Origin of the sequence: Selenomonas sp. GACV-9, assembly GCA_900116485.1 — a bacterium.
Classification (GTDB): domain Bacteria; phylum Bacillota; class Negativicutes; order Selenomonadales; family Selenomonadaceae; genus Selenomonas_A; species Selenomonas_A ruminantium_G.
The window spans coordinates 18,623-34,211 of record FPAX01000015.1 but is presented as its reverse complement, the minus strand read 5'-3'; the positions used below and the strand labels follow the sequence as shown (position 1 = coordinate 34,211).

At 55.9% G+C, this 15,589-nt stretch carries 13 protein-coding genes; 2 read left to right on the top strand and 11 right to left on the bottom strand.

Going from position 1 to position 15,589, the window contains the following annotated elements; all coding sequences use genetic code 11:
* Positions 1 to 145 precede the first annotated feature (145 nt).
* Positions 146 to 694, top strand: coding sequence for a cytochrome c3 family protein (locus BM322_RS10820; protein ID WP_075430352.1), 549 nt, complete (start codon positions 146 to 148; stop codon positions 692 to 694).
* Positions 695 to 748: 54 nt separating this feature from the next.
* Here BM322_RS10820 and BM322_RS10815 read toward each other — a convergent pair whose 3' ends face one another.
* The 10 genes from BM322_RS10815 to BM322_RS10770 all read right to left on the bottom strand — a co-directional run bounded on the left by BM322_RS10815 (position 749) and on the right by BM322_RS10770 (position 11,709).
* Complete coding sequence (locus tag BM322_RS10815; protein WP_075430350.1) at positions 749 to 1,552, bottom strand: HAD family hydrolase; 804 nt, start codon at positions 1,550 to 1,552, stop codon at positions 749 to 751.
* Between the two features lie 76 nt (positions 1,553 to 1,628).
* Complete coding sequence (locus BM322_RS10810; protein ID WP_075430348.1) at positions 1,629 to 2,504, bottom strand: NAD(P)/FAD-dependent oxidoreductase; 876 nt, start codon at positions 2,502 to 2,504, stop codon at positions 1,629 to 1,631.
* A gap of 134 nt (positions 2,505 to 2,638) precedes the next feature.
* A complete protein-coding gene (locus tag BM322_RS10805) occupies positions 2,639 to 3,505 on the bottom strand; it encodes a CoB--CoM heterodisulfide reductase iron-sulfur subunit B family protein (protein WP_075430345.1) in 867 nt (288 codons plus the stop codon).
* A 2-nt stretch (positions 3,506 to 3,507) separates the two neighbouring features.
* Positions 3,508 to 4,464: a succinate dehydrogenase/fumarate reductase iron-sulfur subunit gene (locus BM322_RS10800; RefSeq protein WP_075430343.1), complete on the bottom strand. Its 957-nt coding sequence runs from the start codon at positions 4,462 to 4,464 to the stop codon at positions 3,508 to 3,510.
* Positions 4,465 to 4,466: 2 nt separating this feature from the next.
* Positions 4,467 to 6,323: an FAD-binding protein gene (locus BM322_RS10795; RefSeq protein ID WP_075430341.1), complete on the bottom strand. Its 1,857-nt coding sequence runs from the start codon at positions 6,321 to 6,323 to the stop codon at positions 4,467 to 4,469.
* 182 nt (positions 6,324 to 6,505) lie between these two features.
* Positions 6,506 to 7,411, bottom strand: a complete 906-nt coding sequence (locus tag BM322_RS10790; RefSeq protein WP_075430339.1) for a LysR family transcriptional regulator — start codon at positions 7,409 to 7,411, stop codon at positions 6,506 to 6,508.
* The gene (locus tag BM322_RS10785; RefSeq protein ID WP_075430337.1) at positions 7,408 to 7,968 is read right to left on the bottom strand and encodes an HD domain-containing protein; all 561 of its coding nucleotides are present in this window, start codon (positions 7,966 to 7,968) and stop codon (positions 7,408 to 7,410) included. The genes BM322_RS10790 and BM322_RS10785 overlap by 4 nt, the downstream gene beginning before the upstream one ends.
* A 102-nt stretch (positions 7,969 to 8,070) precedes the next feature.
* Positions 8,071 to 8,502, bottom strand: coding sequence for a PaaI family thioesterase (locus BM322_RS10780; RefSeq protein ID WP_318254599.1), 432 nt, complete (start codon positions 8,500 to 8,502; stop codon positions 8,071 to 8,073).
* An 85-nt stretch (positions 8,503 to 8,587) separates the two neighbouring features.
* Entirely contained in the window at positions 8,588 to 11,002 is a 2,415-nt protein-coding gene (locus BM322_RS10775; RefSeq protein WP_075430335.1) for a glycyl radical protein, read from the bottom strand.
* Positions 11,003 to 11,034: 32 nt separating this feature from the next.
* Positions 11,035 to 11,709 carry a transaldolase family protein gene (locus BM322_RS10770; RefSeq protein ID WP_075430334.1) on the bottom strand — a complete coding sequence of 225 codons (675 nt, stop codon included), beginning with the start codon at positions 11,707 to 11,709 and terminating at the stop codon, positions 11,035 to 11,037.
* 183 nt (positions 11,710 to 11,892) lie between these two features.
* Between BM322_RS10770 and BM322_RS10765 the strand changes: the two genes are divergently transcribed.
* Positions 11,893 to 12,696 (top strand): glycyl-radical enzyme activating protein, encoded by an 804-nt coding sequence (locus tag BM322_RS10765; RefSeq protein WP_075430332.1) that lies wholly within the window; start codon positions 11,893 to 11,895, stop codon positions 12,694 to 12,696.
* A gap of 698 nt (positions 12,697 to 13,394) precedes the next feature.
* Here BM322_RS10765 and BM322_RS10760 read toward each other — a convergent pair.
* On the bottom strand, positions 13,395 to 15,530 hold the full coding sequence (locus BM322_RS10760) for a heavy metal translocating P-type ATPase (protein WP_075430329.1): 2,136 nt from the start codon (positions 15,528 to 15,530) through the stop codon (positions 13,395 to 13,397).
* Between the last annotated feature and the right edge of the window lie 59 nt (positions 15,531 to 15,589).

Genomic DNA, 15,589 nt, shown 5'->3' with positions numbered 1-15,589 from the left:
ACGCAGCCAGCTTTTGCTGCCCTTGTAGGAAAGCACAAAACATTCCCAGATACTTTCAGTGATTCCCGTAAAGGCAAAACGTCCAATCCCGCTTATACTGTAAAAAGACTAACGGAACTACCAAATAACAAGGAGGGGTCTATCCATGAAATCCCGGTTCGCGAAAATCCTGGGCTTTATCAAGAAACGCCCGCTGGCCTCACTGGCTGGGCTGTTCGTTGCCGGCGTCCTCGGAATCGTCCTCATGCATCAGGTCGAAGCCGTTCCGCAGGTTGCCTGCTCCCCCTGCCACGTCATGGAACCATACGTCCAGGGCTACCACGATGGCGACATCCTTGCCCATAAGCATGCCGAGGCCGGTGTCGCCTGCATCGACTGCCATGACAACGGCATTGAAGACAAGGTTCAGGAAACCGTCTGGTACATCACCGACGACTTTGACGATCCACCGCAGAAGCGCGCTTTCGACAACGAGATGTGCACCAAATGCCATTCCGTCAGCGACATCGTCGCCAAGACAAACTATCCGGAGGGCAATCCGCACGATTCACATCTCGGCGATCTCGTCTGCTCGGACTGCCATTACAGTCACGAGAAATCCAAGGCAGCCTGCCAGAAATGCCATAATTTCGAGTTCCTGCAGAACCTGCCGGCTGAATGGGAACGCAAGGCCGATTCGCAAAACAGCAAATAAGGCAACAAAAAAACCTCCACGCGGAGGTTTTTTTGTTGCCTTATTTCATATTGCTCAGCACAAGCCTTGAGCAATAAGCTGCTCAATCTGCCAGAGGACACCGTTCTCGGCGTTGCTCTTCGTCGTGAACCGCGCGATTTCCTTGATGTCGGGATACGCATTGTCCATGGCATAGCTGTAATAGACCGACTCGAGCATTTCCTTGTCATTCATATAATCGCCAAATGCAGCACATTCCTCAAAGCGGATACCCAGACGGTCCTGAACCTTGCGCACGGCCATGCCCTTGTTGGCACCCTTATTGGTGATATCCACCCAGTAGGCACTGGCGAGCACCACCTGCATCTCTGCCTGTTCCTGCGCAAATAACGGGAAAATCTTCGTATCGGCATCGCCAGCAGCCGTAAAGAACGAGACCTTGATGGGATCGTCATCAACAGCTGCAAAGTCATCAACCAGCTCAAGCTCCCGGAAATATTTCTGCAATTCATCAAAATATTTCTCCGGATGCTTGCCCTTGAGCATATACGCCTTCTTCTTGCCGCAGAAGACATTGTAGATCCCGTCCATATCATTGACGCTGTTGATCAACCGCAGGGCATTCTGGCGCTCGATGACATCGGAAAAGATTTCCTGACCATGCTGGCGCACCATTGTGCCATTATCGCTGATGAACAGGAATTTATCCGCATACTCGGGAAAACTCTCGACCAGCGACTGATACTGGCGGCCGCTGGCCGGCGCAAACATCACGCCGCGCTCATGCAGCTGTGCCATCACATCATCAAAGCCTGCCGGCATGTTACCCGCTTCATCGAGCAACGTACCGTCCATATCCGATAAGATCAGTTTAATCATCGTGCACCTCTTAATCTCTGCTTAGACTATCATTCGTAACCACTATTCGATTCTATCACAATCAGGTATTTTCCGTCTATTGTTTTTCGCGCAGGAACTTCACAGCCGCCAGGCCCGCCTCTGCGCCCTCATAGACAGCCTTGGCTACCTGCAGGAGACCGCCCGTGCAGTCGCCAGCCGCAAAGATGCCCGGCACATTCGTCGCCATATGCGCATCGGTCTTGATGTTATTGCCCGCCAGCATGATGCCAAGCTTGCGTGCCAGCTCCGTGCTGCCGGCTGTCCCCAAGGCCAGGAATACACCATCCGTATCCAGCGCACTGCCATCAGCAAACCGCACACGCGCCACGCGCGTTTCCCCTTCTATCGCCGCCAAGGCGCCTGTCTGCACCTCGATGTCCGCCGGGACAGCCACGGCTGGTTCTGCCCCATTGGTCAGCAGGACAACCCGGGCCGCATGGGGCAGCAGCGCCTGCGCCTCATGCAGGGCATACTCGCCGGCACCGATGACAGCCACCGTCTTGCCACGATAGAAAAAGGCATCGCAGACGGCACAGTAACTGACTCCCTTGCCTTCAAATCCGGCAATGCCCGGCAATTTCAAGCTGCTGCGCGCCGCACCGGCAGCTAGGATGACACTGTCAGCCGCCAGCTTCGCCTTACGGCCCTCCACAAGGAATCCTGTGAACGAATCATCAAAGGCCAGCGACAGTACCTCATCCTCGGTAAATTCCACCCCGAGCTTCCGGGCGCCAGCGATTCCCCGGCGCAGCAGCTCTGCACCGGACACCGGCTCTTCCAGCCCGTAGTAATTCTCGATGAGATGCGCCTTGGCGAGCGCCCCGGTCTGCTCCCCGCGGGAGACCACTGTGACCTCCGCACCTCCCCGCCGTGCGTAAAGTGCCGCCGACACGCCGGCCGGCCCTGAACCAATCACCACAACTCTTGCCATGAACAGCACTCCTTCCCCCTGCTTGGTTATCAGTTTGCCCCATTATAGCACAAAGGTGACAGGCTTTCTGTAAGCCTGTCACCTTTGCGTTGTGATGTGTGTTTATATAATTTAGGAAAGGGTACGTTGATTCATCAGCCCAGTTTGAGCTTTTCCTGTGCCGAGACGTGACGGTCAAAGCCGACCTCGGCTTTCGTCATGCCCAGTGCCAGGCCGACGAGCTGCTGCAGGTGGAGGATAGGAACCTCAGCCTGCGAGTGGACGGCCTCACGGCCCTCCGGCTCGTACATATCGAGCTGCATCTGGCAGAGCGGGCACGGCGTGACGATAGCGCCAGCACCAGCCTGATCGGCACTGTCGACAATCTGACCCGTAGCGACGAGCACATCGTGTTCAGCAGCCAGCTGCGCATGGAAACCGCAGCATTTGCGGTTAGCACTGAACCATACCGGCTCAGCACCAAGTTTGCGGATCAGACGCTCCAAGTACTCTGGATGTTTGCCATCGCCATGATCCATGACCTCCTGCGGACGCAGGATATGGCAGCCATAGTAGCCAGCGACTTTGTAGCCATTGAGCGGATTCGTGATCTTGCCATCGAGCAGTTCCGGATGATCATCAAGGATCCAGAGGAAATGCGTAACCTGGCTCGTGCCTTTGTATTCATACGGATGACCAGAATCCTTGAGGATCTGGTTGACCTTGGCGCGCAGCTTCTCGTCCTTGTCGAGACGAGCTTTAGCCGTGCGCAGCTGCAGCGTGCAGGTATTGCAGACCGTCATGATATCGAGGCCCATATTCTCGGCAATCGAGATGTTGCGGGCGTTGACAGCCAGTGCAGCCAGATCGTTGACACCCTGTGCGTGCGACGCACCACAGCAGGTCCAGTTCGGGATTTCTTCTACTTCGATGCCGAGCTTCTCGCAGACTTTCTTCAGGGACGTATAAGCCTCAGCTGCAGCGCCTTCGAGGACGCAGCCCGGGAATAATGCGTACTTCATAGTCAGTTCTCCTCCTTCGCTGCCGCTTCCGCATTCTTGACGACCTTGCGGATGGTTTCAATCTCTTTGTTGACCGGATGGCTGTCGAGCGGATTCATCTTGCCGACACGCATGAGACGCAGGGCCATCGGTGCACGCAGACCAGCGGCGAAGAAGCCCTCCGACTTGATGTTGAGCTTCGACTCGTCAAGCGTACCGGACTCGCTGATATCGTCATAGATTGCCTTGGCATGGCGGGCACCGACGTTGTCATCGAGGCCCATCTTGAACGTAGCTTCCTTGAGCTTCTCGATGGCACCAGCCGGATCGAGGCCCTTCGGGCATTTTGCCGTGCACTCCTGGCAGTTGAAGCAGCGCCAGAGACCAGCATCGACAACAGCTTTGAGATGTTCCTTCGGATCTTTGTCGCGGGAATCCTGCGTGATTTTCGCAGCCTTGACGAAAACGAAGGGATCGAGGAAGTCATCCTGGCTCAGCGCATTCTTGTTGCACTCGGATACGCAGGAGCCGCAGAGAATGCAGCCGGCGAGTTTCTTGTATTTGTTGAAGTCCTCCGGCGACTGCTTGCAGCCTTTCTCAGCGGAGAACTCATCCTTCGGATGTACCGTCGGGTTGATTTTCTTGATGCGGGCATATTTCGGATCCCAGTCGACGATGAGGTCGCGAATGACACGGAAGTTGCCCAGCGGCTCAATGGTGAGCTCATCCGTATCGTAACGTTTCATGAGGTTCTCAACGAGAATCTCGCAAGAAAGCTCTGCGTTGCCGTTGACGCGGACAGCGCAAGCGCCGCAGATGGACGAACGGCAGGAGCAAGTGAACGAAAGGGTCGGGTCCTGATGCTCTTTGACCTGCGTCAGTGCCTCAAGTACCGTCATGCCGACCGTAACCGGAAGCGTGTAATCCTGTACCCATTTTTTCCCTTCAACGAAGCGATGGATTCTAAGCTTTACGTCCATGATCAATACTTCCTTTCTTTCGGCTGATATTTCGTGATAACGACGTCTTTATATTCCGCACGATACTCGCCCGTCTTCTGATCTTTGAAGATAAGCGTATGTTTGAGGAAGTTCTTATCATCACGTTTCGGATAGTCACGACGAGAATGACCGCCACGGCTCTCTTTGCGAGCCAGTGCGCCCTGTACGATGGCATGGGAGATCTGCAGCAGGTTGCCGAGCTCGACGTACTGCTCAAAAGCCGTGTTGTAGACATGCGAGCTGTCGCCGACATAGCAATGCTTATACTCTTCCTCAAGAGCCTTGAGCTCCTGCGTTGCCTGGTTCAGCTGGTCTTCCTGCCGGAATACGCCAGCTTTGTACCACATCGTGTTGACCATGGCATCACGGATCTCCGGTACGGTCTTGCCGCAGCCTTCCGGACGGTTCGTGACTTCTTCGAATTTATCTTTCCATTTCTGGCAATCCTGAGCGAGTTTGTCCTGGCTGCCAGCATAATTATGATCTTTTGCGTAAGCTGCTGCACCATCGCCAGCCGTATGGCCAAAGACGAGTACCTCAGACAGGGAGTTTGCGCCGAGGCGGTTTGCACCATGTACCGATACGCAGCTGCACTCACCAGCGACATAGATGCCTGGTACGCGCGACTCGCCCGTATGGAAGTCAGCCATCTCAAGGCCGCCCATGGAATAGTGGCAGGTCGGTGCAATAGGAACCGGTTCTTTCGTGATATCGACACCGGCGAAGCGTTTGGAAAGGTCAGCAACCTGTCCCAGACGCTCGCGGATACGCTCGGCCGGGATGACCGTGAAGTCCATGTAGACGCCGGCATGGATGCCTTCGCCGATACCGCGGCCTTCCTCGATCTCCGTAGCGATAGCACGCGCTACGATATCACGCGTTGCCAGCTCCATCTTCTCCGGTGCATATTTAGCCATGAAGCGCTCGCCATTCTTGTTCTTGAGCTGCGCGCCCTCGGCACGGCTGGACTCGGAAAGCAGGACACCATTAGCCGAAAGGCCCGTCGGATGGAACTGCACCATCTCGGGATCTTTGAACGGGATACCAGCATTCATGCCGGCCACGATGCCGTCACCCGTGGAGCTGTACGGATTGGACGTACGGATCCAGTAGACACGGCCATAGCCGCCCGTCGCGATGATGACAGCCTTAGCCGGAACGCCGATGAGATTGCCTGTGCGCATATCCATAGCGATAACGCCGTTGAGCTGGTCATTTTTCTCGCCGCCCATGCTGATCTCAAGCATCTGGCACTCGGAGATGAAATCAATGCCTTTGTCCAGGCACTGCTCGAACAGCGTGTGCACCATTGCATGGCCAGCGCGGTCCTCGAAGTAGGAAGCACGTGCATGCGAATGGCCGCCCATCTTGCGCTGATGGAAGCAGCCGTCCTTCTGGCGGTTGTACGGATAGCCCATATAATCCATCTCATAGATGTTGGCACCAGCACGCTCAGCGAAGTATTCGACCGCATCCTGGTCGCAGAGATAGTCGCCGCCCTTGATCGTATCGAACACATGGGACTCGACCGTATCTGCCGTATCGGTAACAGCCGTGACACCGTTCATGCCGCCCTGTGCCATCGTCGAAGCCGAACGCGTCGGGACGAGCTTCGTCATGACAGCGACCTTGAGATTCTTGTTCTCAGCCGCAGCCAATGCTGCACGCATGCCTGCACCACCGCTGCCGATGATCAGTACATCGTACGTGACCTCTCCCTTCTGGACTTTTTCCGGAATGTTCTTGCCATTCCACGTGAAGTAAGAGCCTGCTGCCAGTACGACACCGGCTGCTGCCGCGCCTTTTATGAAGGTACGACGTGAAATCTCCTTCGACATAATGTTTCCCCTCCTAAAGCTTCCCTTAATACACAACGAATTACAAGAATTCATTAACTAGGGTTATTTTACATAAAAAAAAGCTATCGGGGAAATACATACTGCTTATATTGGCTATTCGAAATTCCAATAACGAAAAAAGAGGAGCAATCGCTCCTCTTGGGTTTATTGTTTTCTATTTATTAGCGCTTGAGCAGCGCAATGAACGATTTTGCCGCATGGGACAAATGCTGGTTGCGCCCGTAGGCCGCTACGAGCTGCCGCTCCTCCACCTGTTCCTCAAGCTCGAAGAAGAACGGCGCCTGCCGCCAATGCCAGCCGCGCACGAGCATATCGGTCACGAGCGTGATGCCGAGTCCCGCCGTGCAGAGCTCAGCCGCATCGATGATGCTGTTGGCCTCAAAGACCACATCAGGCTCGCACTGGGTCTGCTGGCAAAGCTCACTGAATATCTTCGACATGCGCCGCGTGCTCTGCAAGCGGATAAACGGCTCCTTATGCAGACGCGCAAAGGACAAGGTCGGATACGGCAGCACCTGCTTGCCGCCATATTTCTTGGCCAGCGGATGGTCCATGGGCACTGCCAGCAGCGTCCGCTCCTTGAGCAGCGGAATCGCAGCAAAGCTCGCATCAGGCAGTGGCTCATAGAGCAGCGCAAAATCAACAGTACCTGCGAGCACATCTTCCTTGAGCTCATGCAGGCTGTGTTCGCATACCTGCAGATGGATGCCCGGATAATTGCGATGGAACTCGATGATGGGTTTCGTCAGATAGCAGGACGAGCGCGTCCGCGAGCTGCCGATGCAGAGATTGCCCGAACGCAGCTCCGAAAGGTCAGCCGTCTCCTTGATGATCTCCTGCTTGAGACGCTGGATGCGCCGCGCTTTGTCCACATAGACCTCGCCTGCCGGGGTCAGCTGCAGCGGCGTCTGGCTGCGGTCGAAAAGGTGCTCCCCAAGCTCCGTCTCTATCTTCTTGATACACTGCGACAGCGATGGCTGCGAGACAAAAAGATGTTTTGCCGCCGCCGAAAATGTACCGTCCTCGGCCACCTGCAACACGCTGCGCCATTCATGTTCGTCAATCAAAGACCAAGCTCCTCCCTATGCGCCGTCATGCCATCGATGCAGCACTGCATGACCACTCCCGGCTCCATGCCCAGCATGTCGATGCCCTGCTTGATGATGTCACGGCTGCACTTGGCCGCGAAGCGCTTATCCTTGAATTTCTTCTTGAGGGATTTGAGCTCCATTCCCTCCATCTTCTCGGGACGCATGAGTGCATAAGCCTGCACGATGCCCGTGAGCTCATCTACCGTGAACAGGCTCTTGGCAATATCCGTCACCGGCTCGGCCTCATCGGTCGTGATGCCCCAGCCATGCGAGATGATTGTCTGGATATCCTCCTCGTCAATCCCCTCGGGCGCCAACAGCTCGCGCACATGATGGCAATGCTCGTCGGGGTACTTCTCGTAATCCACATCATGCAGATAGCCGATGGCTTCCCAGTGCTCCTTGTCCGCACCGAAATGATCCGCCATCGCTCCCATCGCTGCACTGACCGCAGCCGCATGGGTAAAGAGATGTTCCTCGGTCGTATGTTTCGCCAGGATTTCCTTAGCCCGGTCTAACGTAAGCTTACTCATGCAATCCCCTCCCAACCATTCATATCACACACATCCAAGAATCATTATACCGTTTCTGCCGGCTCATCGTCAAATAAGCGCCTATCTAAAAGGATCCAGCCCTCATTCATGCACAAGTCCTAGCACATAGAATGTTCCATGGCCCTTGGCAAACAATTTGCCATCAGCATTGCGGATCTCGCTCTCAAGGGTCATCGTATGACGGCCATCGTGGAGCACAGCGCCTGTGGCAATCAGCCGCGTCGTCAGCGGCACCGAGTGCATGAAATCCATGCTGAGGTTCATCGTGACGACCTTCTTGTTATGGGCCAGGGCGGCCGCCCCCATGGCCGTATCAGCCAGCGACATCAGCACGCCGCCATGGATGATGCCGTAGAGGTTCGTATGCTCGGCCTCGACGGTCAGCTCCAGCTGCACGCCGCCGTCTGGCGTCGGCACCACCTCAGCCTGCAAGTACTCGACAAAGGGATTCTTATGATAGAACTCGACGATAAACTGCTGGGTCTTCGTCAGATTCGTCATTTCCTGTTTCACATGATCGCATCCTTCCGTGTTTTGCCTTTCATTATAACACAAAGCCTCCCCGGGCAGGTAATGCCAGGGAAGGCTTTGTATCATATCAGACGGCCTGTTCCGTACGGCCGATGATGTCATCCTGGGTAGCCTTGGACAGAACATTGAAGAAAGCACTGTAGCCAGCAACGCGGACGATGAGATCCTTGTGTCTTTCGGGATGCGCCTGTGCATCGAGCAACGTCTCCCGGGAGACGATATTGTACTGGACATGATAGCCATGCAGACGGTTGAAGAAGGTCCGTATGATCATCATGAGTTTCTGTTTGTTGGTATCATTCGCCAGCATCGTCGGCGTCATCTTCTGATTCAGCAGCACGCCACCTGTGATCTTGTCCGTCGGCAGTTTCGCCACGGATTTGAAGACAGCTGTCGGGCCATGGCGGTCAGCATTATGCTCAGGGGAGCAGCCCTCCGCCAGCGGTGCATGGGCCTTGCGCCCGTTGGGCGTGGCCATCGTGCCCATGCCCTGACCGACATTAGCCGAGATCGACGAGGTGCCGCCATAGCGGATGCCGCCGATTGGGCCGCGGCCATAGCGCGTCGTGCGGTATTTCTTGATCTCATCGAGATAGCAGTCATAGGCCGCCACCACAAGCTCATCGACATAGTCATCATCATTGCCGTATTTGGGTGCCTCCTCCTGCAGCATGGCCTGGATGCGCTGATTCTCCGGCGTCGTGAAATCATCGAGCAGGGCATCCCAAAGCTGCCGCGGCGTCAAGCGTTTCTCCTCGAAGACGAGTTTCTTGATGGCTGCCAGCGAATCAGCCATGTCGGCAATGCCGACCTGCAGGCCTGAGATGAAGTCATAGACTGCACCGCCCTCCTTGATGGTCTTGCCGCGGCCAATGCAGTCATCGGTCAGCGCGGAGCACAGGATGTCGGGCACATCGCGCTCCGAGGCACAGTCGATGGCATTCTCGACGATGACACTGCAGCGCGTCATCTGCCGGATAGTCTTGTCCCAGGCCGCAAACAGCTCCTCATAGCTCTTCATTTCGGTGAAATGACCGAAATCCTCCGTAAAGCGGCGGCCTGTCGTAAGGTCGATGCCACCGTTCATCGCACAGAGCAGCAGCCGCGGGAAGTTCAGATAGCTCATGCCCGTGCAGCGATAGCCCCACTTGCCTGGCACTGCGGTTTCCACACAGCCGATGGCACTGTAGTTATAGGCATCCTCGGGCTTGACCCCCCAGTTGATGAAAGACGGGATGATGATCTCATCGTTGTTGAAGGCCGGCATGCCAAAGCCGAGTTTCATGACCTCGATGCAGAGGTCAAAGAACGCCGGATTGATATCCTTATGATAGCGCACCGTGAGGTTCGGCTGCGTCAGCCGCGTCTGGGCAATCGACTGCAGGACCACAAAGGAAAAATCGTTGACCGCATCCTGACCATCAGGGGTCTGGCCGCCAATGGTGACATTCTGATACATGGGGCTGCCAGCCGACGAGAGCGTATGCGCCTGCGAGCGGACTTTCTGCACCGTCAGTGTCTTGATCCAAAGGCAGGCCAACAGCTCGAGAGCCTGTTCCTTCGTGATCTTCCCAGCCTGCAGATCCTTTTGATAATACGGCGCGATATACTGGTCAAAGCGGCCATAGGAAAGCGAGTGGCCATTCGACTCGATCTGCAGGATCAGCTGGATGAACCAGACCGCCTGCACCGCCTCAGGGAAACTTTCTGCCGGTTCATACGGCACCTTGGCACAGATACGAGCCATCTCCTTCAGATCAGCGCGGCGCTGCCCATCCTTTTCCTGTGCGGCAAGTTCCTTAGCCAGAGCGGCATAGCGCTGCGCAAAGCCGCGCACAGCCTCCAGCACGATCAGTACCGCCTTGTAGAAGACATATTTATCGACGCTTTCCGGGTCCGTGAGGTCAAGGGCAGCCTTAGCCGCCCGCGTGCGCGCCTCATAGCCGCGCAGTCCTTCCTTCAGGATGCGCGGGTAGTTGACGGCCAGATGGGCATCGCCGGCATTGAGCTTGCCCTCCATGCCGAAAAGCCCCGTTTCCATGAAGACGGCCACCTCATCAGGCAGCAGCGCACCGCCACGAGCCCGCAAGGTGTTGTTCTCCCAGAACGGTGCGATTTCCCGCAGCTGGGCCTTGGTCTGCTCCGTGATATAGAACACATCGCCATCGCGTTTCTCGAATTTGTCGAGCTCATCGATGACAAAGCCCATCGTATACTCAGGGAAAATCGGCGCATTGCAGTTCTTCGTAGCCTGATTGCCCGCCAGCAGGGTCTTATCTTCAATATAGATGGTCATCTTTTCCAGGATATGTGCGAGCATCAAGGCCCGGCGCATGACTGGCGGCTGCTCGCGGTGCTTCTGATAGACTTCCGTAACCAGCAGCGCGCGCTCCGCATCGATATATGGCTTTTCATCCAGCACTTCCTCGCGAAACGCCTGCATGCGCGGCGTCAGTTTGCCAAAGAGTTTCGTATTTTCCATAGCAGCCTGCTCTCCTTTCCTTTGACCTCTGCTTATAACTCGCTCATGGCCGTCTTGCCCGTGAGACTCGTGAAATCATCCACAAACGCATCCACAGCTGCATCGATGGCAACATTCTTCACGAGACCCTCAATGACAGCCGGTGCCGCCGTCGCCGCCCCGACACCGCGGCGGCAGAGCCGCAGCAGCTGCTCAGAGTTCTTGAAACTAGCAGCCAATATCTTAGTGGGCAGCTGATTCTTCACAAAGATATCCTGTATCGTCTCAGCAACGGCGATGCCGTCATAACCGAAGTTATCGATGCGATTGATATAGGGGGCTGCATAGGCAGCACCGGCCTTAGCCGCCAGGAAGGCCTGCAGCGGCGTATAGATGGCTGTGCCTGTCGTCTTGATGCCCTTCTCGCTAAGCAGCCGGATGGCCTTGAAGCCTTCGGGAACACACGGGATCTTGACATAGGTATTGCCTGGCAGCTCGGTCACGATGCGCTGGGCATCTTCGACCATGCCCGCAGCATCCTTAGCCACAGCCTGCACATGGAGCTGTGCCTGCTCGCCGATCAGCGCGCGGATTTCCTTCAGCAGCGCAAAGGGCGGCCGCCCGGCCTTGGCCAGGATAGATGGATTCGTCGTGACACCATCCACCGGATAATATTCATAGATATGTTCAATCGCCTTGAGGTCAGCGTCATCAATCAGAAGTTCCATGGTCAAGCATCCTTTCCTACGTTTGGCTTTTCTCGTAATACGACAACTTTCATTTGTAAGTATTATGACATACCATTGCTACGTAGTCAAGTTGAAACCACTTTTACTTACGAATGAAATATTTTTACTTGTTTCTGCCGCATACTTCATGCTAAAATAGGAGCAACACAAAGGAGGCTCATCATGGCAGGATCGCAAACAACTGCTGCCGCCCAAGAATTGTGCGGCCTTATCTTCAATATCCAGAAATTCAGCACTAACGACGGCCCCGGCGTCCGCACTACGGTTTTCTTCAAGGGCTGCCCGCTCCGCTGCCGCTGGTGTGCCAACCCTGAAAGCCAAGATTTCACCCCCGAGGTTCTGTGCCATGCCGAGACAGGAAAATCCGAAACCACTGGAACCTGGCGCACGGTTGACGAAGTTATCTCCGTCTGCCTGCAGGATCTGCCCTTCTACGAAGAAAGCGGCGGCGGAGTGACCCTGTCAGGCGGCGAAGTCCTCAGCCAGCCAGACTTTGCCATTGCCCTGCTGCAGGCCCTGCAGGAAAAAGGCATCCATACAGCCATCGAGACCTCGGGATTTGCCCAGCCGGCAACTTTCCGGCAGGTTGCAGGACTCTCTGACCTGCTGCTCTTCGATATGAAACATTGGGATGGTGACCGGCACCTTTGGGGTACCGGCGTGACCAACGAGCTGCCGCTTGCCAATATGCGCACAGCCATTGCCGATGGACTAGCTGTGCTGCCACGCATCCCCATAATCCCAGGGTTCAATGACACCACGGACGATGCCCACGGCTTTGCCCGCCGGCTGCGCGAAGTCGGCGCTGACCGCTGTCAGCTGCTGCCCTTTCATCCCTATGGGGAAAATAAATACCAGGAGCTCGGCCGCCCCTATGAATACACAGGCCAAAAAGCCCTGCGCCCCGAGGCCCTGCAGCCACTTATCCAAGTCCTGCAAGAAGAGGGGATCGATACTTTTCTTTGAACCAACAACAAATTGCAATTTGTCTGTTAGTGCGAGATTACAATAAGCTTGACACATCTCAGCTTGGGTGAGGGTGGGTGCACTTTTTCTCCGCTCCGCTAAATGACCCGCGCTGGTGTTTAAGTACGTATTTAGTTACATGCGCCGGGCAGGCCGGCGGCGCGCCAATACATCTTGACGTTCTAGCTGGTACCTACCGCGTGCCATCCCTCACTGCGTTCGGGCAATCGCTCCGTCTACGAAGAAAGTGTACCCACCCTTACCCTCCGTTATGTTGGGATAATCCTGCTCTGTTCCGGCGATAGGCCACGAATTACATCGATGTGCTTGTTACGGGAGAAACGGTTCGTACAATCTCAGATTTCCGTTACCAAAGGGGCGAACGGGGTAGTGCTTCTTTCTGTCTGGAGCGACTGTCCTGCGCAGCAGGACTGGGCCGTAATCGCATAACCTAGAAAGAACTATGTACGTCGCGACCTGGTGACGGGAGCAGGTAACTAAGTCCGTAGTTCTGGTCGTACGGTCCATTCAGCGGAAACAGAAAAAGTACTACCCCGTGAACCCCGAGCTGCGTACTATCGGGATTCCGTTCCGCACGAACTGACAGACAAACTGCAATATAAAAAAGACCGCCAACCAGTCAACGTTCATACATGCGCGTTGCCTGGCTGGCGGTCTTTTTATTTCAGGACATATCCTCAGATAAACACTTCGCAGTCGTCTTCGACCTTCTTGCAGTTCTCACGAACCTGCTCCATGACGGCCTGCGGTTCATATCCTTCCTCAAACTCCACTTTCATCTTGAGTGCCATGAAGTTGACCACTGCCGACTTGATTCCCGGCGTATTCTTGGCGGCCTCCTCCATGAGGTTGGCGCAGTTGGCACAGTCGACATCAATCTTATAGGTTTTCATCGTTTCACTTTCCTTTCTGGTTTTCTGATCCTCAAGTCTATCCTTCGGCAGCATCATGGCTCGCATCGCATTGAGCACCGCGAGAATCATGACACCCACGTCAGCAAAGATGGCCGCCCACATATTGGCGATACCGACAGCACCGAGCAGCAGCACGAGTACCTTGATGCCGATCGAGCCCCAGATATTCTGCCGGACGATGCCCATGGTCTTACGGGCCAGGCGCTGGGCCTTGGCAATCTGCAACGGATTGTCATCCATGAGCACGACATCGGCTGCCGCGATGGCCGCATCTGAGCCCATCGCTCCCATGGCGATGCCGACATCGGCCCGCGACAGCACCGGCGCATCGTTGATGCCGTCGCCCACAAAGGCGAGCTTGCCGCTAGTCTCATCATCAGCCAGCAGCTCCTCCACCCTGGCTACCTTATCAGCCGGCAGCAGTTCGCTGTACACCTGATCAATCCCGAGCTGGTCAGCCACATCAGCAGCCACCTTGGCCGCATCGCCAGTCAGCATGACGGTCCTGCCGATGCCATTATCGCGCAAAGCCGCTATCGCTGCCGCCGCATTTTCCTTGACCACATCGGAAATGACGATATGGCCCGCATACTCGCCGTCGATGGCCACATGCACCGTCGTGCCCACGCGATGGCATTCATGCCAATCCGCCCCCAAGGCTGCCATCATGCGGCTGTTGCCCACACAGACCGTGTGGCCGTTGACGCGCGCCCGCACGCCGTGGCCAGCGATTTCCTCGATATCTTCGACGGCGCAGCCATCGGCCTCATCCTTATAGGCTGCCTTGAGCGACGCCGCTATCGGATGGGTTGAGAAGCGCTCGACATGTGCGGCCAGATGCAACAGTTGCTTTTCGTCAAGCTTTTCCGGATGAACAGCCGTCACCGCAAACACGCCCTTGGTCAGCGTTCCAGTCTTGTCAAAGACCACCGTATCCACCTCAGCCAGGGCCTCCAGGTAGTTCGAGCCCTTGATGAGGACGCCCTGGCGGCTTGCACCGCCAAGACCGGCAAAGAAACTCAGCGGGATGCTGATGACGAGGGCGCAGGGGCAGCTGATGACAAGGAAGGTCAGTGCCCGGTAAAACCAGGTGCCCCAGGCCGGTGCATTTCCGAGCAGCAGCTGCCCGAGCGGCGGCAAGGTGGCCAGCGCCAGCGCCGCATAGACGACGATTGGTGTATAGACTCGCGCGAAACGGGCGATGAAGGCCTCGGAACGCGACTTGCGGGAGCTGGCATCCTCGACAAGTTCCAGGATCTTCGAGGCTGTCGACTCCTCAAACGCTTTGGTCGTGCGGATCTTCAACAGGCCGTTCTTATTGATGCAGCCGCTGATGACCTCATCCCCTGGGGCCACATCGCGCGGCAGGCTTTCGCCGGTCAGGGCAATGGTATCGAGGCTTGACGTACCTGCGACGACACGGCCGTCAATAGGCACCTTCTCACCGGGCTGGACGACGATGACCGTGCCCACCTCCACCTCATCGGGATCGATCTTTGCCAGCTGGCCATTTTCCCCTTCGATATTGGCATAATCCGGCCGGATATCCATAAGCGCACTGATGTCGCGCCGGCTGCGGCCGACGGCATAGCTCTGGAACCATTCGCCAATCTGGTAGAACAGCATGACGGCAATGCCCTCGGTATAGTCGCCATCCTCGTAGACGGCCAAGGCCATCGCGCCGATTGTCGCTATGCCCATGAGCAGGCTCTCATCAAATACCTGCCGGTTCTTGATGCCCTTGAACGCCTTGGCCAGTACATCATAGCCGACCACCAGATAGGGCACCAGATAGGCAACAAAGCGCGGCATTCCTGCCAGCGGCGCATAAGCCAGCCCCACCAGCATGACAGCCGCTGCCACGATGCGGATAAGATTCCGTCGCTGCTTGTTATTCATTCCGCTCACCTCGATTATTTTTATTAATATATGAACAATGATTCATTCGTTGATTCAAT